We start from the raw sequence: 21,353 nt of genomic DNA on the forward strand, positions 1-21,353 counted from the left end.
GCCTGCTCGCCGCGAGCGCCCAGAACATCAAGAAAATAGCGATGGCGCTCACGAAAGCACCCAAACCCGCCTGGGGATGAGGAAACGAGGCTCATCTTATCTCCCGTTCACCCGCAAAAGACGACAATAAAACGTCATCATCCCGAAAAAGAAAAAACCCGCCGAAAATATCGACGGGTTTGTCAGCGGTCTGTGCCGTGCGTGAAGACGCACGGCATTTTCTTTTGCGGGAATCGGAGCGGCGTTTTTCAGGCAGTTCCGGCCCACCGCAACAGCTGTTTCGGCCCGCCCTGAAACACAGGGCGGGCCTTGGCAACCGGCAGGCCGGAATATGAAAATCTCAAACCGCGCGGAAGGAGCGGCTGGCCTGATCCATCAGCGGTTTGAGGAAATAGGAAAGGACGCTTCGTTCTCCTGTCGTGATGAAGGCTTCCACCGGCATGCCCGGCATCAGGTGGAATTCACCCAGCCGCTTTATCTGCTCCTGCGAGGTGGCGACACGCACGAGGTAATAGCTGGCGCCCGTGCGCTGATCCACCGTCACGTCAGCCGAAATGCGCTCCACCGTGCCGGTGATTTCGGGTGTCGTTTTCTGATTGAAGGCGGAAAAACGCAGATTTGTCGCCTGGCCATAATAGATCTGGTCGATATCCTGCGGCGCGACCTTGGCCTCCACCACCAGCTTGTCCACCTCCGGCACGATCATCATGATCTGTTCGCCCGGTGCGATGACACCGCCGACAGTGTGCACGGCAAGTTGATGCACCACGCCATCCTGTGGCGCGAGAATATCGACACGTTTCAGCTGGTCTTCTGCCGCCACCCGCCGTTCGACATATTCGCCGATGCGGGCGTCCATCTCACGCAGATCGGAACCGACCTCCTCCGACCATTGTTCATCGATCTGAAGGATTTGCAGCGCGGTTTCGCTGATCTTCGCCTCGACCCCGGCAATACCCGCCATCAGCCGGCCAATATCGCCATCAATATCCGTGGCCTGACGCTCCAGCGTGCTAAGGCGGCTTTTTTCCATCAGGCCCCTTTCGTGCAGGGATCGAAAACGGATCAATTCCTCATCGACCATCCCCTGTTCGCGAAAATTCGCCGCACGCTCGGCTTCCATGCCGGCGATCTCGTCGCGAAGCTGGCGCACGCGCTGTTCGAGCTGAAGCTTCTTGCTTTCACGAACGGCACTGCGGGTTTCGAAAAGACGCTGTTCGGCATCCAGCATCGCGACGATATCGGTGTCGCTGCTCCGGTCGAGCAAAGCCTTCGGAAACACAACCTTGCCCGCCCGGTCACGCTCGCTCTCCAGCCGCGCCTTGCGGGCGGTGAAACCACCCTGAAGGACTGTGCGCCACCCTGCTGTCTTATGGGGCGGGGTCACTCTCGCCGGCCACCAGAAGCATGGGCCAAACGCAATGGCGGGCCTGATCGGGATAAAACGGCGCGTAGGCCGGCATGGTCGATAACAGTGTCTGAGCCACAGTCACGCCGAGATCATGCAGGGACATGCGGAAACTGGTCAGCCGTGGTTCCAGAAACTGGCCACGCGGGCCATCGCGGAAGCCGATGACAGCGAGATCGCGCCCCGGTTTTAGGCCCACTTCCGCAAGCCGGCGATAAAGACCGACCGCCATCAGTTCGTAGATCAGCACGATCGCCGTTGGCCGGGGCCGCATCTGCAGCCATTCGCTCGCGGCGTGATAACCGCCCTGCTCGCTGGATTTCGCGCGGATGACCAGTGAGGAATCGTAAGCGATGCCATTGTCTTCCAGCGCGCGCCTGTATCCTTCCAGAAAAACATAACCGAGATTGATGTCGCTGTCGGGCACCGCCACCGCAATCGAACGATGCCCGGCAGCAGCAAGGCGGTCGACCGCGTTTTTCGCGACGCCCTCGAAATCGAGGTCAATCCAGGCGTGGGTGTCGCTGGAAGCGGTCCGGCCGAGCGCCACGAAAGGCAGGCGGGTCTGCTTCAGGAAATCCACACGTTTGTCTATCCGCCGCGTCGCGGAAATGATCATCGCATCCACCATGCGGCGCGCCACCATGCGCTTTAGATATTCATCCGGATCCTCTTCCCCCGGGCAGGGCAGAACGATGAGATCGAGATTATGCCCGGAAAACACGCTTTGCAGACCGTCCGTCACGCCCAGGAAGAAGTTGTCGGAGTTCTCCACGGTCTGCGCGTCGCTGCCGGTCATCAGGCCGATGACATTGGTGGTTCCCTGCCTGAGGCTGCGGCCGGACTGGTTGGCGACATAACCCAGCTTTTCCGCCGCTTCGAGAACACGCCGCCGCGTTTCTTCGTTCACATCCGGCTTGCCGTTCAGGGCACGGGAAACAGTGCCTATCGATATCTCCAGATAATCGGCAAGCTGACGAATTCCTTTCATTCATTCCCCTCCCAGGCCCGGCGCGCAATCGACGCGCCCCTTAACGGTCTTGACATATCTAACATCATCGGAATAGTCTCGTAAACGTTTACGACGCTTTGCGCAAAGAGGAGTTTGCGAAAGAGTCCGGGGAGATGAGATGACATTCAACGCCGTTTTATGCGGGTGCGGAGCCATGGCCAAAGGCTGGCTGCGCACCATTCAATCCACGCCGGAAATCGCCGGCGCGATCAGGATCGCCGGTCTGGTCGACCTGAACGAGAACACAGCCCGCGCACTTGCCGAAGAATTCGCCCTCACGGATGCGGTCATCGGCACCGATCTTCGCCACGTTCTGGCTGAAACGAAAGCCGACATCCTTTTTGATATCGTCATCCCGCAGGCGCGCTTTGCCGTGGTTGAAGCCGGTCTCGAGGCGGGGTGCCATGTGCTGAGCGAAAAGCCGCTTGCCGCCTCGATGGAGGAAGCCGCCACGCTGGTGGAACTGGCAAAAAAAGCCGGCAGAATTCATGCCGTGGTGCAAAACCGGCGGTTTATTGCGGGTATCCGGCGGCTGCGCCGCGCGCTTGAAGACGGTATCATCGGTGACCTGACGGCCATCCACTGCGATTTTTTCCTTGGGCCCCATTTCGGCGGCTTCCGTGAGGAAATGAAGAATGTCCTGCTTCTCGATATGGCGATCCACACCTTCGACGCCGCCCGTTTCGTCGCCAATGAAAAACCCCTCTCCGTCTTTTGCGTGGAAAAGAACCCGGCCGGCTCATGGTATGCCCATGGGGCGAGCGCCAATGCCATTTTCGAGTTCTCAAATGATGTCGTCTTTACCTATCGTGGTTCTTGGTGCGCCGAAGGCGAGCGGACCAGCTGGGAAGCGCGCTGGCGGCTGATCGGCTCGAAGGGCATGATCCTCTGGGACGGTGAAGACAATTTCTCCGCCTCCGTGGCCGGTGACGAGCAGGGACTTTTGCGTGGATTTAAAACCGTAAACGTTTCCGATGCCGTTTCCGAGAAGGATACGCGTGGCCATGCCAGCGTCATTCTCTCGTTCCTTCATTCCATCCGCACGGGTGAGATGCCGGAAACAGCCTCCTTCGACAACATCAACAGCCTTGCCATGGTGATCGGCGCGATTGAAAGCGCCCGCCTCGGCCAGCGTGTTTCCATTGCAGCATAAGGACTGAAAGACGTGAGCAATCCGGCAACATCTATCCGCATCGGCACCATGGTCAGCGCCACCAAGGGACAGGCGGCCGAACGCATCGGCCAGATCGCCGATCTCGGCTTCGAAAGCTTCGAGCCGTTCTTCTGGCAGACCACCAACGGTCAGGACCTTGCCGAACTCGGCAAGCTCTGCCTTGACGCGATTGGCGACCGCGACATCACCATCAGTACGCTCGGCATGTTCGGCAATCCGCTGGAGGAGACGGACATTGACCTTGAGACACTGCAAGGCTGGAAAGACTGCATCGACAATGCCCACCATTTCGGCGCGACCTGCGTTGCGGGCTTCACCGGCCGACTGCGCGACAAACCGCTGCCGGAAAGCCTGCCCAGATACAAGGAAATCTGGAGCGAGCTTGCCAAGCGCGCCGCCGACAAGGGCGTGAAAATCGCCTTTGAAAACTGCGCCATGGACGGCAACTGGCAGACCGGCGACTGGAACATCGCGCACAATCCCGATGCCTGGGAGATGATGTTCAACGAAACGCCGGATGACAATATCGGCATCGAATGGGAACCCTGCCACCAGATGGTCTATCTCATCGATCCGCTGCCGCAGATCCGCAAATGGGCGGACAAGATTTTCCACGTTCACGGCAAGGACGCGACCATCCGCTGGGATGTCATTCGCGAGCACGGCATTTTCGGCAAGGAAAAATTCGTCTTCATGCGCACGCCGGGTTTCGGCGACAGCAACTGGACGGACATTATTTCCGAACTACGCCTCGCCGGCTGGTCCGGCTCCATCGACATCGAAGGCTGGCATGACCCCGTCTATCGCGACGCGCTGGAAATGACGGGACAGGTGCATGGCCTGAATTATCTGAAAAAATGCCGCGGCGGCGATTTCGTCGTCGACCCCGCATAACGGAAGCCTTTTGGGAGAAGGTTTTTGAAAATTGCAGAGACGATAACCAAGAGGAGGAGATTATGGGTATCGCGAAATGCATGATGGCCGGCGCATTTCTGCTGGCGGGCGTGTCCGCCGGCGCTATTGCGGCGCAGGCAGAAGATGTGACGTTGACGCTGTGGTCGCTGGATCGCGATATCCAGCCGGCACCGAACCTCATCAAGGAGTTCAACGCGCTCAATAACGGCATCAAGATCGAATACCGGCAATTGCAGTTCGATGATGTGGTGAGCGAATCCATGCGCGCCTATTCCACCGGCAACGCGCCCGACATCATCGCCATCGACAACCCCAACCACGCCATGTTCGCCGCACGCGGGGCCTTTCTCGACGTGACGGACATGATTGCGAAGTCGGATGTCATCAAGACGGAGAATTATTTTCCGGGACCGCTGAAATCGGTGATGTGGGACGGCAAATATTTCGGCGTGCCCAAGGCCACGAACACGATTGCGCTTTATTACAACAAGGACCTGTTCAAGGCCGCTGGGCTGGACGCGGCAAAACCGCCGCAGACCTGGGATGAGCTGGTGGATGCTGCCCGCAAGCTGACCGACCCCTCGAAGAACATCTATGGTATCAGCTTCAGCGCCAAGGCGAATGAGGAAGGCACCTTCCAGTTCCTGCCCTGGGCGCAGATGGCGGGCGCGACCTACAAGAACATCAATACCGAGGGCGCCGTCAAAGCGCTCGAAACGTGGAAGCTGATGCTGGATGAAAAGCTGGCATCGCCCGATACGCTGACGCGCAGCCAGTGGGACTCCACCGCCACCTTCAACGCCGGCAACGCCGCCATGGTCATTTCCGGCCCTTGGGAAATCGACCGCATGCTGAAGGACGCCAAGTTCGACTGGGGTGTCGCTTTGCTGCCGGTGCCCACGCCCGACGCTCCGCGGTCTTCGGCCATGGGCGACTATAACTGGGCGATCTTCTCCAAGACGAAACATCCGGAAGAAGCCTTCAAGGCAATCGAGTTCTTCGCCTCAAAGGACAAGGACATGTTCAAGAACTTCGGCCAGTTGCCGGCGCGCTCGGATATCCCCGTTCCGCCGACCGGCAATGCGTTGAAGGATGAGGCGCTGAAGACCTTCGTGGAACAGCTGAAATATGCGCAGCCGCGCGGCCCCTCGCCCGAATGGCCGAAGATTTCCAAGGCTATTCAGGATGCCATTCAGGGCGCGCTTTCGGGTCAGATGAGGCCGAAAGCCGCGCTCGACCAGGCCGCTGAAAAGATAAAGCTGGTCGAAGGCTGATCCGGGCGGGCGGCCGGCTTTCTCCGGCCTCCACCCAAGGGGTTCCTCCCGGTGGGGCTGCCTGCCGCGACAAGCGGCGGCGGCCCCGACTGGAGCTTGCGAGGATGTTTCATGAAAAAACTGTTTTCCAGCGTCAGTGACGGTCGCGGTTTCGATATCGTCCTTGTCGCCTTTCCTTTGGGCTTCCTGTTCGTCATGGCGGGGCTGCCGCTCATCTACAACATCGTCATGAGCTTTCAGGAAGTCGACATGTTCAGCCTGGGCACCTTCGTGCGCCCCTTCGTCGGCTTCAAGAATTATATCGACCTGTTCCGGCAACCGGAAACATTGCCGATCCTTTTCAACACGGTCACCTTTGTCGTGGCCTCGATTGCCGGGCAATTCGCCATCGGCTTCGGTCTGGCGCTGTTCTTCTGGGTCAATTTTCCCGGCGCAACCTGGATGCGCGGCCTTTTTCTCGTGTCCTGGGTCATGCCCGGCCTCGTGGTGGGCGCGATCTGGAACTGGATCCTCTCGGGCGATTTCGGTGTGTTGAATTTCTTCCTGCGGGAAAGCGGCCTGATATCGGGCAATATCTTCTGGCGCTCAGATGCGAATTTTTCGCTCTGGGCCGTCGTCATTGCCAATATCTGGCTCGGCACTTCCTTCAACATGATCCTGCTTTCCGTCGGCCTCGCCTCCATTCCCGGCGACCTGTACGAGGCCGCGGAACTGGACGGGGCGAACGCCTGGCAGCGCTTCTACACCATCACCCTGCCGATGATGCGCTCCACCATCGGTGCGATCGTGTCGCTGGGCCTGATTTTCACGCTGCAGCAATTCGATCTATTCGCCGCCATTACCGATGGCGGGCCGAATAACAGCTCCAACGTGGCGCAATATTGGGCCTGGGATCTGTCCTTCCGGCAATATGATTTCGGCAAGGGCGCCACGATCTCCGTCATCATGATCGTGTTCGTCATGCTGGCTTCCATCGTTTATGTGCGTTCCACTCGGCATGAGGTGCGCGGATGAGCATCACGACCCGCAACCGCCTGATGCTGGCCATCGCCATCGTACTCGCCATCATCTACCTCTTCCCGCTTTACTGGATGTATCTGACCTCGCTCAAGAGCGGCTCGGAAATGTTCGCCAATCCGCCCGCCTTCTGGCCCACGGACCCGCAATGGCAGACCTATGCCTATGTCTGGAACAGCCGCAACATGGGCAGATACCTGTGGAATTCGGTGCTGATCGCCTCCAGCGCGGTGCTGCTGATCACCATTCTCGGCGTCGGCTGTGCCTATGTCCTGGCGCGGTATCGCAATGTCTGGGTGGATATCGGCCTGTTCCTCATCCTTATGCTGCAGGTTCTGCCGGCATCTTTGATGATCACGCCGATCTTCGTCGGTTTCTCGCAATTTGGGCTTCTGGACTATCCGCGCTTGTCGGTCATCCTCGCCATTGCGGCGAAAAGCATGCCCTTCTTCGTGGTGCTTGTGCGCGCCACCTTCATGGCAGTGCCGCAGGAGCTGGAAGAGGCGGCACTTGTGGATGGCAATTCCCGCGTGGGCGCCTTTTTCAACATCGTGCTGCCGCTTGCCAGAAACGGCATTCTCGTCAGCGCCATCCTCATCTTCATGCAGGCCTTCGGCGAGTTCGTCTATTCGAAATCGATGATACAGGCGGCCGATTTGCAGCCGGCGAGCGTCGGCCTCAATTCCTTCATGGGCCCCAACACCAGCGAATGGAACAACATTATGGCCTATGCGACCATGTATGTGACGCCCATTCTTGCCCTTTTCATTCTCTTGCAGCGCCGCATCGTATCCGGCCTGACCTCAGGAGCGCTCAAATGACCCCTCAGATCGAACTTTCCGGCGTCAACAAATATTACGGCGCCTTTCATGCGCTGAAGAACATCAACCTTTCCATCGAGAAGGGCACTTTCGTCGCGCTTGTCGGCCCGTCGGGCTGCGGCAAATCCACACTTCTGCGCTCGCTGGCCGGGCTGGAAACCATATCGGCCGGCGACATGCGCATTGCCGGCACGCTGATGAACGGTGTGCCGCCGCGCAAGCGTGACGTGGCCATGGTGTTCCAGTCCTATGCGCTCTACCCGCATATGACCGTGGAGGAGAACCTCACCTATTCGCTGCGGATGCGCGGCGTCGCCAAGGCCGAGGCCCGCAAGGCGGCGGAAGAAGTTGCCGCCACGACAGGACTTTCAAAGCTGATGAAGCGCTATCCGCGCGAACTCTCCGGCGGCCAGCGCCAGCGCGTGGCCATGAGCCGGGCGATCATCCGCAACCCGCAGGCGTTTCTGTTCGATGAGCCGCTTTCCAATCTCGATGCGGCGCTGCGCGTCCACATGCGCAAGGAAATCCGCGCGCTACACGATCGCCTGCATGCAACCTCGGTCTATGTCACCCATGACCAGATCGAAGCGATGACCATGGCCGACCATGTCGTCGTCATGCGCGATGGCGTGATCGAGCAGCAGGGCACGCCGCTTGAACTCTACGACCGGCCGGTCAATCGTTTCGTTGCAGGTTTCATCGGATCACCGGCGATGAATTTCATTCCGGCGACCGTCAGCCCGGATGGCGCGTCTCTTCAGCTCAGCTTCGGCGAAGGCGAGCCGCAACAATCGATTGGGAACCCGGCCTCCCTGCCGCCCGGCAAAGATGTGATTGTCGGCATCAGGCCGGAACATATCCGGCCAGTCGCAGCAGCCGGAGCGACATTGGCGCTGCCGGTTTCCGCGGTGGAAACAACCGGTTCGGCGACCTTCCTCACGACAGGAACCGCCACCGAACTGGTCATCGCGGTGCAGGGACGCAGCGCAGTCAAGGCCGGTGAAACGATCGGCCTCGACATCGACCCGTCCGATATGCATTTGTTCGATGCGGAAACAGGCGTCGGCCTCCTGACCCGCTGAGCGGCGGTTTTGCCGGCTGTTTCCTCCGCCGGCAAACACGAAGCGTGGAGTCGAATGACCATAAACGGGAAAACAGCATTCCTTATCGGCGCGGCCATCCTCGCCGGTCTTGTCATCGTCCAGCTCAAGGATGTCCGCATCGCCATCGGGGAACGCGCCATGGGAGGTTATGACGGTTCGAGCAACCCGGAAGCGGCCTCCCGCGCCGAGCGGGAAGCAAAACAGGCAGCCGCGCGTGCCGAGGCTGCGGCAAGCGCGCTGGAACCGCAAAACTGACCGCGACCACAGAAGCTGAAATATTTCGATTGGAATAGTCGCTGCAATCTGACCTGTGCTATCAGACATGTGGTTTGGCAACGGGGGATTGAATGGCGAAAGGGTTCGTGACAGCCGAAGAAGTGGCGAAAAAGGCGGGTGTCTCACGCTCCGCCGTTTCACGCACCTTCACTCCCGGCGGCAGCGTATCCAAGGCCGTCCGGCGCAAGGTACTGAAAGCGGCACAGGAACTCGGCTACCGCGTCAACCGGCTGGCGCAGGGCCTCAACAATGACCGTTCCAACCTCATCGGGGTCGTCGGCGCCAACCTCGGTTCTCCCTTCATTTCAAAGCAGCTCGATCTCCTCAGCATCGGCCTTCTGCGTCGCGGCCTGCAATGCCTGCTGCTGAATGCCGCAGATGCGCGCAAGGACATTGCACCACTCATCGAGCGTCTCTTCGAATTCCGCGCGCAGGCAATCATCGTTCTTTCCGGTGAACCTCCGGCCTCTATTATCGACGAATGCATCGCCAACGGCGTGCGTCTCATCCTCATCAACCAGCATCTGGACCGCACCGATACGAATATGGTGCTGAGCGACGATTCCCACGGCGCCAACCTGGCCGCCATGCGGCTTGTGGCAGCCAGGTGCAGAAAGGTTGCGGTTGTCTCCAGCGGCAGCCGGACGCCCGCACAGTTGCGCCGCGTCAACGCTTTCACCGAGCGCATGACCATAGAGGGTATCCAGGTGGTTCCATGGTGCGGCGGTCCCACCAGCTATGACAGTGGCTATCAGGCCTGTCGAGAACTGCTCGCGGACAGGACCATCGATGGCGCCTTCTGTGTCACTGATCTGCTGGCACTTGGTTTCATGGACGCCGCCCGGCTGGAAATGGGCCGCCGGGTGCCGGAAGATATCTCGATTGTCGGTTTCGACGATATTCCGCAGGCCGGCTGGAAAAGCTACCAGCTGACGACCGTTGCCCAGTCTTTCGACGCATTGACAGAGAAGGTTTTGACCGCGCTCGATAGCGATGAGCCGGAAACCCGGCTTCAGGTCGTGCCCGTTTCCATGGTCGAGCGCATCACCGCGCGCTAGACCAAATGTCTTTCCGGGCAAAAATCTTCACATCAAACCGCAACGCGTTCACGCTGCGGTACAAGCCCAAGCTTCAGATCGCGCGGACTGCCTTCGGCACGCTCGAGAAACAGGCCGAGGGCTCCGAAGAAGATTTCGAGAAAGCTTTCGACCGAACCATCGTGACGATCCGGCTCCCGGCCGAAGCGCTCCGCCAGCGTTCGGTAAAGGGAAAGCCGTTGCGGCGCGATGTGCGGCAGCGCCAGGCCTGCGCCCTGGCGCAGGCAATACCAGTCGGCAATCAGCTCGAACATCGGCAGGTCCAAGGACAGGACAGTAGCATCAGAAGAAAAAAGGCCTTTCCCTCCAAGCAGATCGACAACCTCCCGAACGCTTTTATCGGCGATTGCCGTGACGACCTCGGCCGGCCATTCCCTGGGGAAATAACGGTGCCTGATCAGCGCCCGCTTGTGGCCCAGCAGAAATTCACCGTAATTGCCGGCGGCAAAGGCCGGGTCGTTCGCCTCGCCCGCCAGTTCTGTCTCCTGTGCATAACCATCGGAAATACGACCATTGACCGGCAGGGCAGCCATCTCCACCGTCTCGACAAGGATTTCCTGCCGCGACGGGTGGACGACCTTGAAGGCAGGCGGAAAGGCGACGAGCGACGGCACGGCGATATTGGTGAGCGAGTTTTCGCCTTCCCCGCGCCGGGTCACGCCTTCCACGTGCAGGTGCCCGCTGAAATGGACGGCAAGCCCGGCCTGTAACAGCGCATCCTCCACCGCCTTGCGCGGCGTGCGGCGCACGACATTGGTTTCGCCGAACAGGGCGCCTTCCGCACCGCTTGCGCCATCGAAGGGATCGAGCGCCGGATAGTGGGAAAAGCCGAGCAATGTCTTGCCATGCAGCTCCGCCCTGCGGCGCACATCAGCGATCCAGTCGATGAGGAAGGGCTTGCAGCGCAAAAGCGCATTCCATCCACCGGAGGTGCTGTCGATAAAAGCCGCCTCCTCGCCCACTTCGAACGCACCATCGAGCGGCTCGAAAATATTGGCGTCGATCATCAGCAGCCACAGGCCCGGTTCCGGTTCGACCAGATAGGAGGCATCCATCAGGCGGTAGACATTGCGCCCATCGGGTGAGCGCACCGCGTACAACCGGTCCTCCGGCGCATCGGAAACACCGAAAGGGGTTTCCCAATGCAGATAATCCGGCTGGCGGAAATAACCGAAAGCCGCCATCGGGCCAAGGCCTGCAGGATAGCCTTCGCAATACATCCCGTCGTTCACGACGACGCGCTCACCGGCCCGCCGCGCATCGCTTGAAACGGAAAGGCATTTGCCGTTCTCCGTCAGAAACTCCTTGGTATGGTGCCGGCCGCGCGGTCCGAAAATATCGTGGTTTCCGGGCAATGCGTAGAAGGCTGTGCCGTGGGCGTCGCTGTGGCGTTGCAGGATGTTCTTCAGCGTTTCGGTCGTCACCCGTTGGCCATCATCGGTATAGTCGCCAAGCAGCACCACATGGCGAATGCCGCGCTGCCGCACCTCCTCCAGCGCCGCATGCAATGCATCGGCGCTCTCGTTGAAAACCCGGGTGGATTCACGCGTATCCGACCAGCTGCGCATGGTGATGCGCTGACCATCGATTTCGATGCCGGGAAATCCGAAATCGGCTGCCGTGTCATGGAAATGCGCGTCGGCGATGACGACAACGGAGGGAAGCGTGCGTGTCAGCATGGTTGAGCGGTCTTTCTGCCCTCGACCATCTGCCCTCGACCCTGTCGATCCAGTCGGAAGCACGGCAGGGGCCGGGCATAAACGGGTCCATCCATTTCATTCCTCCACATGCATGAAGCACGAGGCCCCCTCTGCGAAAGGGCCTCCGCCTTAAATCACGCCGATGCCGCCCGCGGACGATCCGACAGCTGCCGGGCGGCCAGCGCTATATTCGATGCCTGGCTGACGCCTTTGGCAACACCGGCTGCTGCGGCCAGCACCGGCCCGCCATCCCTGAGACTGCCGATCTCCAGAAAAGGGCACACATCGCCGCCAGCTTCGCTGACGAGTAGCAGCCCCGCAAGACAATCCCATGAATTCATGTGTAATTCGAGATAGCCATCGGAACGGCCGTCAGCCACATAGGCAAGCCCCAGCGCGCCGGAGCCGGCGCGGCGGACATTGGCGCCCATATCGAGCAGATTCCCAACGACATCGAGATAGGTCGCATTCGCGATACGGGTGGACCACCCCATCTCGATCGAAGCAGCATCGAAGCGCTCCGTTTCCGCAGTCTGGATCGGTTGCCCGTTGCGCGTCGCTCCCTCGCCGCGGCGGGCGAAATAAAGCTCGCCAAGGGCGGGATTATAGATCGCCCCGATTTCGGTCTGCCCGTTTTCGACATAGGCGATGGAGATGCAGAAATGCGGAATGCCACGGGCAAAATTGGCGGTGCCGTCGATGGGATCCACGACCCAGACGCGGTCACCGATCTCGCCGCCGCCCTCTTCCCCGAAAAAACTGTCTTCCGGGAAAGCGGCCGCGATCGCGCCGCGAATATGCGCTTCGGAGGCAGCATCCGTCACTGTCAGAAAATCCTGCGGCCCCTTCATCGAAAAGCTGCGCGTCGCCTCGCCCTGAAAACCTTTCAGCACCAGCTCCCCGGCGGAAAGAATAACGCTGCGGCACAATTCGGCACGCGCTGCCAATGTATCGGGATAGTGGATCGAATCCATGCGCAAGAACCATTTCTCAAAGTTTGAACACGTGTTCATATTGCACGCGCGTTCAAACTTTTCAAGGGGCGTTGAAAAGGTGCTGATGAACATTGGGAGTGGGCGGGCCGCCCATGCCAAGTGAACAGCTTGGCAGAAACAGGCAGTTTGAAGCAAAGGACTTATTTCCAATCAAAAATCCCCCACCCGGAAACATAAAATACTGAAAACAGTGGAATGTTGCGAAGCGAAGCGCCTGCATCTTGCGGTTGATACAATTGTCTGTCGGTTAACCCTGTGTATTTCCAATGACGTAACAGGAATTATGTTACAAATGTCGTTCTGTACTTGAAGAGCCATGAATGAAAATACTGACCACCACGCAAAAACTGCATGATTTCATGTCCGTCCGGTCCGACAATCCTGATCTGCTGAAAGCACAGTATCGCGCTTTCAGCCGACAGATGCCGATGATGTATTTCATCCTGCTTTCAAGCACATGGGCGCTTGCAGTAACGCATATGCAATTGGCGCCGCTTTGGCTCACCGTTGGAGTTCCCACCCTGTTCACGCTCGGCTGCACGCTCAGGATCGCCTTCTGGTGGAGGACGCGCGGCATGGATCCCGAACCGCGGGTGGCGCATGCAGCCCTTCGGCGCACGAACCGCCTCGCTGCCGGCATCGCCATGGCATTTACGCTCTGGTCTTTCCTTCTGGTGCCCTATGGGGATGCCTATATGCAATCCCACGTCGCCTTCTATATGGCGATTACTGTCATTTCCTGCATTTTCTGTCTGATGTATGTGCGCTCGGCCGCCTTCACGGTGACGCTCATCGTCAATGGCGCCTTCATCGCCTTCTTTCTGGCCTCGCAGCAACCGACCTTTGTTGCCATTGCCATCAATGTGCTGCTGGTCTGCACCGGCATGATGTCCATTTTGCTGACCAACTACCGCAATTTCGAGCGCATGGTCATTTCACAACAGCGCACGGAAGCGCTCAGCAACGAAAACCTGCTGCTGGCCAATATCGACAGCCTGACGGAACTGCCCAACCGTCGCGCCTTTTTCGCCCACCTTGAAGCCGAGCTCGAAAAAGCCAGGGCCAACGGAACCCGGCTGGCGCTGGGTGTCATCGATCTGGACGGATTCAAGCCGGTCAACGATCTTTACGGACACTCCGTAGGAGACAGGCTGCTGGTCAATGTCAGCAAACGCCTCACCGCCAATCTGAAAGCCAGCAGGGCCTTTCGGCTCGGCGGGGACGAATTCGCCATCGTCGCCCCGATCATACCCGATGACGCGCAACTCGTCACAAATGCCAATGCGATCTCCGAGCAGTTGAGGGCGCCTTACCATATGCCGGAGGGCACCGTGCATGTTTCCGCATCCATGGGAATTGCCGTGTTTCCGCACCTCGCCTCAACGCTTGAACAGCTATTCGACAGGGCGGATTATGCCCTTTACCACGCCAAGAAAACCCGGCGAGGCGATGCCGTTCTGTTCGATGCGGAGCACGAAAAGCAGATCAATATCGAAGCCCGCGTCGAGCACCTGCTCAGACAGAGGGATATGGAAAACGAGCTTTCGGTCGTGTTTCAGCCGATCGTCGATATACGCGACGGAAGAACGGCAGGGTTTGAAGCGCTGGCGCGCTGGCACAGCCCGGTTCTCGGGCATGTGCCGCCTTGCCAGTTCTTCCCCATCGCGGAACGGGCCGGCATCGTCGGTTCGCTGACACGACCGCTTCTCAAGATGGCGCTCGCCTCCGCCGCCACATGGGAACCCTCCCTGCGCCTGTCGTTCAACCTTTCGGCCCAGGACCTCAATTCCCATGAGGGCGTACTTTCCCTTCTCGGCATTATCGAAAACAGCAACTTCGATGCATGCCGGCTGGACCTTGAAATTACCGAGACGGCTTTTGCCCATGATTTCGAACAGGTGAGGCAATCGGTCGAAATGCTGCGCCGCCTCGGCTGCGGCATATCGCTGGACGATTTCGGCACCGGCTATTCCAGCCTGACGCGACTGCATGCATTGCCGCTGACCAAGATCAAGATCGACCGCAGCTTCGTCACGGACCTGCACGAAAAACCGGCCAGCTACAAAATCGTGAAATCCCTTCTCACCCTCAGCCGCGACATGGAACTGGAATGCGTGGTGGAAGGGGTGGAAACACCAGCCGAGCTAACCGCACTCGAAGGCCTCGGCGCCACGCTGGTGCAGGGCTACATCTATGCGCCGCCGCTTCGGGAAGAGGATGTCGGTGCGTTTCTTTCGGGCCAGGCGACTAGAAGCGGAACTTCCGCTGGCAAACGCAGAAACAGGCTCCGCTAAATCAAACCGGCGAAGCCATTTCACGGTCTCTTCCAAACCGCCACATGGCTCCGGTCAAGACTATGAGAGATGACCGAAATCACAATGATCATAGTCAAAGACATGCAACCGATCGTCCCCGGCAAAAACTACGAACAAAACGAGAATTAACTCGGATTTATATTAGCTTCTCTTTTTTCAAGAGCGATAAATATTTGGGGTCCGCATCCGCAAATAGATCGTAGCCTTCCAGCATGTATGCGCGCAAAAGATGTTCTTTCGCCGCAAAAGTATCGCCTAGCTCGAAAAAGGAAACTCCGAGTCCGAATTGGACAAATGCATTGGAGAAGCCGTTCCCACTATTTTCCGCCTCCCGAAAGGCACGACAAGCGTTTTCCCAGTCACCAACCTGTAGGAATGCATCACCAATAGAAGCGTTCAACCATACCGATGCATCCCATATCCGCTTCGGAGTTGGCAAAAGAGCGAGAGCTTGCCGCCACGAAGTTATCGCTTCCACCGGCAAACCGCGCTCATCGAACTCGTCACCTATGGATGAGAGGCGAACTACTTCACGGTAGATATCGTCGGGGAGTTCCTGCTCGTTATTATTCACGGCCTTCTTTCCGTTTGAGGTAGAAATCCAGGTACTGTTTTTGATCCCCTGCGAATCCTTTCTGCCCATATATTTCGAATATTCTACCAAATACGTAGTACGCTCGCTCTCTATCGCCGAGTTTGTACATTGCTTCCCCTTCCGTCATAAGAACAAGGTGGTCCTCATGATTTGGATCGTCATACATTTTCGCCATGACTTCGATCCATTTGGAGGCGTTGTCCTTATCTCCCAGATCGACATAGTCTTGGACAAAGCCTGCTGATAGGCTCTGCGGGTAATAGTCCCATTTTTCTTTAGGTTCAGGTATCAACGCCCAAGCCTGGAGCCCCAGTTCGACAGATCCCGCCAAATCTCCGGCCTGAAATTTCTGACCAGATAAATCCAGCAATTTATCAATCTGTGCCTTCAGGCTTGCTTCTATTTCAGGCTTTCTAGTCATTTTTTTCCTCAGTTGGCAGGCGGCAGATAACGGGAGCGAGTTTGCCCCCCTCGACTCGAGTTTGATGGCCCCCATTCAAACCGATAATTGTCAGAGTTCAACATCCAATCTCGCACTTCTTGTGATCGGGCGCCATGGAAGCGTCCCGTAGAATTCCAATAGTCGACAGCGTCAACCGGGTGGTGACCCATATGCGTTTGAGGTGAATCGACCGGTCTCCAGACATTGTTTTCGTCAAGAAATTCATCCTGCCCCCTACGGTTCGTCCGCAACAGGCCTTCTTCACGCATCCGTTCACGAACCTCGTTGCCGGTGCGTGAGGTTTTGGAAGGAGTATTGCCCAGATACTGCCTGCGAAGGCTTATGCGCCGAGTACTTCTTGCACCTTGCTCACCTGTCTCCACCGCCGTTCGGCCAGCTGTCTGTGTCTGACTTCTCGCCAGAGCACCAGCCTCAGCCGTTGCGGCAGTTCTGCCTGCGACTTTCATGCCTGCAGCAACAGCTCCGGTACCACCCGCAACACCTTGGACCATTCCGACGGTGTTTTCGACCTGTTGTGCAGTCTGTTCGGATGCACCGGCAAGCCTAGCGACATCGCCGGAGGCGCTTGCAATGGCGGTTGAAGTCGCTTCACCCGTCCACGCCTGACGCAGGCCAGCCTGGAAATTGTCATAGCCGTTAGCAACAAGAAGGCCACCGCCGATCATGGCCGGGATACCCGGTGCTGCACCGACACCCGTGCCGGTTGCCGCGCCTCCAACCCCGGCAAGGGCAGCGCCGGCAACTGCCTCCGCAGCACCGCCAACCGCCTGCAGACCACCTACCGTTCGAGTAACAATCCTCCCATTGTTTTCATCGAATTCGCTGATCGCCTTTCCAGCTTCATCAAGTTTTTGGCCGGTCCAGTCCAACGCTTGTTCATACCACGCCTTATCCTGCTCATCATTCGCGTCTGGCGGCGTACTTGTCTCGGTCGATTTGACGTTGACGTATTCGCCTGGGCAATTTCCGTTGTTGAGCGTGCAGCGATCTGTGTGCCGTTGAACAGGTATTCCGTTCGCCCTTACGATAGTGGACGAAGTGACAGGTTCAACGATATTGCCGACGGTTCCTGACTTTACACCAAGGCCTACGCCGGGCTCATCGCCATACGAGCAACGGAACTGCGAATTCTGGCGCTTTATGACGAGGCCGTTTGATCGCACATCGGGCGAATAGTTGTTCTTGTCATCTCCTTTGCCCCAGCACATGTAAGGAACCGGTTTGTCCGGCGATTTGCAAACATCTGGGGACAGGCATACAGCCAACGCTGAAGCATCATCTGGAATAAATTCCGGCGGGCTCGGATCCGCGGTCGTTGGCGGCGGATGATATTCGTCTCCCTCTTCGGGGTCATTGAAATATGCGCGCTGCTCCTCCGCATCAAGGCTGCTTTTGTAATCTACGTACCCTGCAGCGCGGTCGGGTTCGTGGAAGAGGGTGGTCTGCGGCAGGTTCAGTTCTTTCGCCAAGGCGATGTTCGGCGAAGGATCTGAGCCGTAAACAGTAATTGGCTCCAGAACGGTGACATCATCGCTCATGCCATCGTCTCCGCGTGCCTGTCGGCGATTGACAGTATCGGAACACCGCGCCGTTCGGGCCAAGGAAATCCTATCCGCCACGTGAGAAATACTCGGCCAATTCCGGGCCTCATGTCGAAGTGGACACCGTCGAGAACAAGAGGGGACCACTGAACGCCCCGTCCCTGGTCGAGCTCCACCCGCAGCGAGATGTCAGGTAAAAACCCTATCTTGATTTCATGCGGGATGAGGACGGCGATGTCCACGCGGTCACGTCATGGACCAAGGACCAGCTGAAGGACATGCCAGAACATCGTCATTAATAGCATTGTCATTCATTAAGAGGAGCGCCCGGCGGTTTGTCGGGCGTTCTTTTATTGTCGGGCAGGCGTTTGCGCGTCAGACTTCCCCGCGCACATCAAACAGCGAGGAAACCGCCGTCAACAGGCAATACGGCGCCGGAAATCATCTTGCTGTCATCGGAAAGCAACAGCGCGATGCTCTGCGCCACCTCTTCTGCTTCCGCAAAGCGGTTGAGCGGATGACGAACCATCATCGGCTGGCTCTTTGCGGGGTCGTTCCAGGCTTCCGCTGCGAGTTCAGTCAGCGTAATTGTTGGGGCGACGGCGTTGACGCGAATACCGTGGGGGCCGAGCTCCTTGGCGAGAACGCGCGTTGCGCCCTCTAGACCTGCCTTGGAGGCCGCATAACACAGGTGATCCTGAAAACCGCGATGACCGGCGATTGAGGTGATGTTGACGATGGCGCCGCCGCCGCCATTTGCGATGCGGGCGCGGGCAAATTCCTGGCAGGTGACGAGGGCCGCACGCAAGTTAATGCCCAGCACGGCTTCATAACCCGCATCGCTCATGTTGAGCACGCTTTCCAGCACGTTGATGCCGGCGCTGTTGATGAGGAAATCGCAGGGCCCAGCCTCCGCCATCGCAGCGCGGGTGGCGGCGACATCGGCAAGATCAACGCGGATCGCACGTCCGCCGATTTCGCTTTTCAGGCTGTCGAGATCGGACTGCGTGCGGCTGATCGCCACCACGTCCGCACCGCGGGCGGCCATCAGTTGCGCGCAGGCACGGCCGATGCCTTTTCCTGCGCCGGTGATGATGACGGATTTTCCGGAAAACTGCATGGAATCCTCTTTATTTCTTGCGGCCATGACGGCCGGATGATGTGAGTTCTTGGAGCCGCTCAGGAATGACTGGAGGCGCGAATGGCGCGGGCAGCGCTCTGGAGCGCCAGGAACGCGTCGTAACGCACCTGATGAACCTTTTGAAAATCAGGATCGGGCGTTGCGCAGCTTACAATCCGCGACATCGCCGGCATGGCGGCAATGAGGTCGGGATAGGTTCCAGCGGCAACGGCTCCCAGCATGGCCGAGCCGAGAAGCACCGGCTCTTCGCATTCGGTCAGTTCAACGGGAAGCCCCGTCGCATCGGCCAGCAACTGCCGGGCAAGCGGATGAGCGCCTGCCCCGCCGCTGACGCTGATGGTTTCCACCGGCGCGCCGTTGCGGGCCTGCGTTTCGATGATCTGGCGAAGCCCGTAACCGAGGCCGAGAAGACCCGCCACATAAAGCGCCACGAGGGAATCCACGCCGGTCTCGGTGCCGTAACCGGCGATGACGGCGCGTGCATGGGGATCGGCAAACGGCGCGCGGTTACCGAGAAATTCCGGCACCACGTGAAAATCCTCGGTGATCTTTGCAGCAGCGGAAGCGGATGCGGCAAGATTGAGCGCCCGGTCAGCGAGCCATACCGGCAAGGCTTTGCCTTCCTTGTCGGCAAGCGCCTTCGCCTCTGCATAGGCCGGGTGCAGTTGCACGAGATAATCGATGGCAGCGCCGGCGGCAGACTGGCCGCCTTCATTGAGCCAGGCGCCCGGAACCATGGCTGAATAATAGGGTCCCCAGACGCCGGGCACGAAGGCGGGTTCGGTGGTGGTCGTCATCGTGCAGGACGAAGTGCCGAAAACATAACCGAGGCATCGCGACGCATCGCCGCCCGCAGCCACCGTGCCGATGCCGCCGGCATGGGCGTCGATCAGACCTGCCGCAACCGCAGTGCCCGCAACCAGACCCATGGGTTTTGCCGCGTCTTCCGTCAAACCGTTACCCAGCGCCGTGCCGGGATGGACGACGCTTTGACCGATGCGACGAAAACCCTGCTCAGCAAGATCGCCAAGCCCGATACGGGTGAAATACTCCGCATCCCAGCGCTTTTCGTGGGCGAGATAAGTCCACTTGCAAGTTACCGTGCAGGCCGAGCGATCAAGCGCGCCCGACGCCTTCCATGTCAGAAAGTCCGTGAGGTCGAAAAAATGCTCGGCCCGGGCATAGATGTCGGGCCTGTTTTCGCTGAGCCACAGCAGTTTCGGCGTCTGCATTTCCGGGGAAATACGGCCGCCGACATATTTCAGCACAGCGTGTTCGCCGGCATTGATACGCTCCGCCTGTTCGACGGCGCGGTGATCCATCCAGACGATGATATCGCGCTCGGGATGATCGGGTGCGCCCACCGGCAGGGTCTCATCTTCCGGTCCACGCACCACCAGCGAGCAGGTGGCATCGAAACCGATGCCGGCGACCTCGGCCGGATCGATAACGGCGCGGGAAACGGCTTCGCGGACGCTGTCGCAAACGGCCTGCCATACTTCGTCACTCGATTGTTCGGCAATGCCGCCATCCTCGCGATGCATGCCGATCGGGCGTTTGGCGGTGGCGAGAAGCTTGCCCGCGACATCAAAGACACCGGCCCGCGCCGAGCCGGTCCCGACATCGACGCCAACAAGATAGGAAGCCATTTGCGATACTCCTCGGAGCGGATCATCCGGTGCTTAAACAGGTTAAAGCGGCGGAACCGTTCCGGTTCTTCCGCCGCTTCAGAGATTATTAAACGCGGTCGAAGTTGGTCGGCAAGACCAGCATATCGCGGATGGTGACGGTACGTTTGCGCGTCAGCATATAAACGACGGCATCAGCCACTTCGCTCGCATCGATCAGGCTGCCCGATTCCTTGGCCTTGCGGAGGTTTTCCTCCGGCCAGTCGGCCAGAAGTGCCGAGACGACCGGGCCGGGAGAGACCTGCGCGACGCGCACGCCGTGCGGGATCATCTGGCGACGCATGCCCTGCACGAAGCTGGTGATCGCCCATTTCGAGCCAGAATAGACCGGCTCCCAGTAGGTCGGGAAATGACCGGCGATCGAGCAGGTGACGACGATATCGCCGGTCTTGCGCTCCGACATATGCGGCACGACGGCATGAACATTCTTCATGACCGCGTTGACGTTGAGATTCAGCATCTTGTCGATGGCTTCGGGCGTCGTTTCGGTGAGATCGCCGCCGATATAGGTGCCGGCGTTGCAATAGAGAATGTCGATATGATCGACCTTCTTGAGAATCTCCGGGATCATCGCGTTGCAGCTGTCGGCATCGAGCAGATTGGTGACCTGCGGGATGGCGCGGTCGCCGAGCTTGGCGACCAGATCATTCAGGGCCTTCTCGTTCCAGTCGACCATGACCACGGTTGCGCCCTGTTCCAACAGCGCTTCGGTGGTGGCAAGCCCGATGCCGGATGCGGCGCCGGTGATGACCGCGATCTTGCCTTGCAGCGATTCAGACATTTAATTCTCCTGCGTTTATGAAGATGTTTCCGGGCCG

19 protein-coding genes and 1 pseudogene are annotated in these 21,353 nt (G+C 58.8%); 10 read left to right on the plus strand and 10 right to left on the minus strand.

Annotated features, from left to right (window positions below):
• Positions 1 to 340 precede the first annotated feature (340 nt).
• Positions 341 to 1,387: an HlyD family type I secretion periplasmic adaptor subunit gene (locus PL599_RS19060; protein WP_271359644.1), complete on the minus strand. Its 1,047-nt coding sequence runs from the start codon at positions 1,385 to 1,387 to the stop codon at positions 341 to 343.
• A complete protein-coding gene (locus tag PL599_RS19065; RefSeq protein WP_031234048.1) occupies positions 1,371 to 2,399 on the minus strand; it encodes a LacI family DNA-binding transcriptional regulator in 1,029 nt (342 codons plus the stop codon). The genes PL599_RS19060 and PL599_RS19065 overlap by 17 nt, the downstream gene beginning before the upstream one ends.
• A 139-nt stretch (positions 2,400 to 2,538) precedes the next feature.
• On the opposite strand from PL599_RS19065, the gene PL599_RS19070 reads away from it, so the two are divergent.
• The 8 genes from PL599_RS19070 to PL599_RS19105 all read left to right on the plus strand — a co-directional run bounded on the left by PL599_RS19070 (position 2,539) and on the right by PL599_RS19105 (position 10,058).
• Complete coding sequence (locus tag PL599_RS19070; protein ID WP_271359649.1) at positions 2,539 to 3,573, plus strand: Gfo/Idh/MocA family protein; 1,035 nt, start codon at positions 2,539 to 2,541, stop codon at positions 3,571 to 3,573.
• 12 nt (positions 3,574 to 3,585) lie between these two features.
• Positions 3,586 to 4,488 carry a sugar phosphate isomerase/epimerase family protein gene (locus PL599_RS19075; RefSeq protein WP_271359651.1) on the plus strand — a complete coding sequence of 301 codons (903 nt, stop codon included), beginning with the start codon at positions 3,586 to 3,588 and terminating at the stop codon, positions 4,486 to 4,488.
• A gap of 62 nt (positions 4,489 to 4,550) precedes the next feature.
• A complete protein-coding gene (locus PL599_RS19080) occupies positions 4,551 to 5,783 on the plus strand; it encodes an ABC transporter substrate-binding protein (protein WP_271359653.1) in 1,233 nt (410 codons plus the stop codon).
• Positions 5,784 to 5,894: 111 nt separating this feature from the next.
• On the plus strand, positions 5,895 to 6,797 hold the full coding sequence (locus PL599_RS19085; protein WP_137411885.1) for a carbohydrate ABC transporter permease: 903 nt from the start codon (positions 5,895 to 5,897) through the stop codon (positions 6,795 to 6,797).
• Entirely contained in the window at positions 6,794 to 7,621 is an 828-nt protein-coding gene (locus PL599_RS19090) for a carbohydrate ABC transporter permease (protein WP_269825367.1), read from the plus strand. The genes PL599_RS19085 and PL599_RS19090 overlap by 4 nt, the downstream gene beginning before the upstream one ends.
• A complete protein-coding gene (locus PL599_RS19095; RefSeq protein WP_269825368.1) occupies positions 7,618 to 8,703 on the plus strand; it encodes an ABC transporter ATP-binding protein in 1,086 nt (361 codons plus the stop codon). The genes PL599_RS19090 and PL599_RS19095 overlap by 4 nt, the downstream gene beginning before the upstream one ends.
• 54 nt (positions 8,704 to 8,757) lie before the next feature.
• A complete protein-coding gene (locus PL599_RS19100; protein WP_137411883.1) occupies positions 8,758 to 8,979 on the plus strand; it encodes a hypothetical protein in 222 nt (73 codons plus the stop codon).
• A gap of 92 nt (positions 8,980 to 9,071) precedes the next feature.
• Positions 9,072 to 10,058: a LacI family DNA-binding transcriptional regulator gene (locus PL599_RS19105; RefSeq protein WP_269825369.1), complete on the plus strand. Its 987-nt coding sequence runs from the start codon at positions 9,072 to 9,074 to the stop codon at positions 10,056 to 10,058.
• Positions 10,059 to 10,090: 32 nt separating this feature from the next.
• Here the strand turns inward: PL599_RS19105 and PL599_RS19110 are convergent, their stop codons facing one another.
• On the minus strand, positions 10,091 to 11,776 hold the full coding sequence (locus tag PL599_RS19110) for a metallophosphoesterase family protein (protein WP_269825370.1): 1,686 nt from the start codon (positions 11,774 to 11,776) through the stop codon (positions 10,091 to 10,093).
• Positions 11,777 to 11,931: 155 nt separating this feature from the next.
• The gene (locus tag PL599_RS19115; RefSeq protein ID WP_269825378.1) at positions 11,932 to 12,771 is read right to left on the minus strand and encodes an inositol monophosphatase family protein; all 840 of its coding nucleotides are present in this window, start codon (positions 12,769 to 12,771) and stop codon (positions 11,932 to 11,934) included.
• A gap of 341 nt (positions 12,772 to 13,112) precedes the next feature.
• On the opposite strand from PL599_RS19115, the gene PL599_RS19120 reads away from it, so the two are divergent.
• Positions 13,113 to 15,086, plus strand: coding sequence for a putative bifunctional diguanylate cyclase/phosphodiesterase (locus PL599_RS19120; protein WP_269825371.1), 1,974 nt, complete (start codon positions 13,113 to 13,115; stop codon positions 15,084 to 15,086).
• A gap of 157 nt (positions 15,087 to 15,243) precedes the next feature.
• Here PL599_RS19120 and PL599_RS19125 read toward each other — a convergent pair whose 3' ends face one another.
• From PL599_RS19125 to PL599_RS19135, 3 genes are read right to left on the minus strand one after another with little or no spacing between them, the layout of a single operon-like run.
• A complete protein-coding gene (locus PL599_RS19125; RefSeq protein WP_077984127.1) occupies positions 15,244 to 15,681 on the minus strand; it encodes a tetratricopeptide repeat protein in 438 nt (145 codons plus the stop codon).
• Positions 15,674 to 16,123, minus strand: a complete 450-nt coding sequence (locus PL599_RS19130) for a hypothetical protein (protein ID WP_202048339.1) — start codon at positions 16,121 to 16,123, stop codon at positions 15,674 to 15,676. The genes PL599_RS19125 and PL599_RS19130 overlap by 8 nt, the downstream gene beginning before the upstream one ends.
• A gap of 8 nt (positions 16,124 to 16,131) precedes the next feature.
• Entirely contained in the window at positions 16,132 to 17,703 is a 1,572-nt protein-coding gene (locus PL599_RS19135; protein ID WP_142913246.1) for a PAAR-like domain-containing protein, read from the minus strand.
• A 209-nt stretch (positions 17,704 to 17,912) separates the two neighbouring features.
• Here PL599_RS19135 and PL599_RS19140 point away from each other — a divergent pair.
• Positions 17,913 to 18,005: pseudogene (locus PL599_RS19140) on the plus strand (PRC-barrel domain containing protein); the annotation flags it as partial.
• Between the two features lie 95 nt (positions 18,006 to 18,100).
• Here the strand turns inward: PL599_RS19140 and PL599_RS19145 are convergent.
• The 3 genes from PL599_RS19145 to PL599_RS19155 form a co-directional block, all read right to left on the minus strand.
• Positions 18,101 to 18,826: an SDR family oxidoreductase gene (locus tag PL599_RS19145; protein ID WP_173991466.1), complete on the minus strand. Its 726-nt coding sequence runs from the start codon at positions 18,824 to 18,826 to the stop codon at positions 18,101 to 18,103.
• Positions 18,827 to 18,885: 59 nt separating this feature from the next.
• Positions 18,886 to 20,496, minus strand: coding sequence for an FGGY-family carbohydrate kinase (locus PL599_RS19150; RefSeq protein WP_269825372.1), 1,611 nt, complete (start codon positions 20,494 to 20,496; stop codon positions 18,886 to 18,888).
• Positions 20,497 to 20,584: 88 nt separating this feature from the next.
• Entirely contained in the window at positions 20,585 to 21,316 is a 732-nt protein-coding gene (locus tag PL599_RS19155; protein ID WP_065654942.1) for an SDR family oxidoreductase, read from the minus strand.
• Positions 21,317 to 21,353: the final 37 nt, after the last annotated feature.

It is taken from the genome of Agrobacterium sp. ST15.16.055 (assembly GCF_027956555.1).
Taxonomy (GTDB): Bacteria; Pseudomonadota; Alphaproteobacteria; order Rhizobiales; family Rhizobiaceae; genus Agrobacterium; species Agrobacterium salinitolerans.

Coding starts and splice junctions, on each gene's coding strand:
- PL599_RS19080 (WP_271359653.1), top strand. CDS start 4,551: ATGGGTATCGCGAAATGCATGATGGCCGGCGCATTTCTGCTGGCGGGC.
- PL599_RS19145 (WP_173991466.1), bottom strand. CDS start 18,826: ATGCAGTTTTCCGGAAAATCCGTCATCATCACCGGCGCAGGAAAAGGC.
- PL599_RS19090 (WP_269825367.1), top strand. CDS start 6,794: ATGAGCATCACGACCCGCAACCGCCTGATGCTGGCCATCGCCATCGTA.
- PL599_RS19065 (WP_031234048.1), bottom strand. CDS start 2,399: ATGAAAGGAATTCGTCAGCTTGCCGATTATCTGGAGATATCGATAGGC.
- PL599_RS19120 (WP_269825371.1), top strand. CDS start 13,113: ATGAAAATACTGACCACCACGCAAAAACTGCATGATTTCATGTCCGTC.
- PL599_RS19070 (WP_271359649.1), top strand. CDS start 2,539: ATGACATTCAACGCCGTTTTATGCGGGTGCGGAGCCATGGCCAAAGGC.
- PL599_RS19105 (WP_269825369.1), top strand. CDS start 9,072: ATGGCGAAAGGGTTCGTGACAGCCGAAGAAGTGGCGAAAAAGGCGGGT.
- PL599_RS19135 (WP_142913246.1), bottom strand. CDS start 17,703: ATGAGCGATGATGTCACCGTTCTGGAGCCAATTACTGTTTACGGCTCA.
- PL599_RS19130 (WP_202048339.1), bottom strand. CDS start 16,123: ATGACTAGAAAGCCTGAAATAGAAGCAAGCCTGAAGGCACAGATTGAT.
- PL599_RS19115 (WP_269825378.1), bottom strand. CDS start 12,771: ATGGATTCGATCCACTATCCCGATACATTGGCAGCGCGTGCCGAATTG.
- PL599_RS19155 (WP_065654942.1), bottom strand. CDS start 21,316: ATGTCTGAATCGCTGCAAGGCAAGATCGCGGTCATCACCGGCGCCGCA.
- PL599_RS19085 (WP_137411885.1), top strand. CDS start 5,895: ATGAAAAAACTGTTTTCCAGCGTCAGTGACGGTCGCGGTTTCGATATC.
- PL599_RS19110 (WP_269825370.1), bottom strand. CDS start 11,776: ATGCTGACACGCACGCTTCCCTCCGTTGTCGTCATCGCCGACGCGCAT.
- PL599_RS19100 (WP_137411883.1), top strand. CDS start 8,758: ATGACCATAAACGGGAAAACAGCATTCCTTATCGGCGCGGCCATCCTC.
- PL599_RS19095 (WP_269825368.1), top strand. CDS start 7,618: ATGACCCCTCAGATCGAACTTTCCGGCGTCAACAAATATTACGGCGCC.
- PL599_RS19150 (WP_269825372.1), bottom strand. CDS start 20,496: ATGGCTTCCTATCTTGTTGGCGTCGATGTCGGGACCGGCTCGGCGCGG.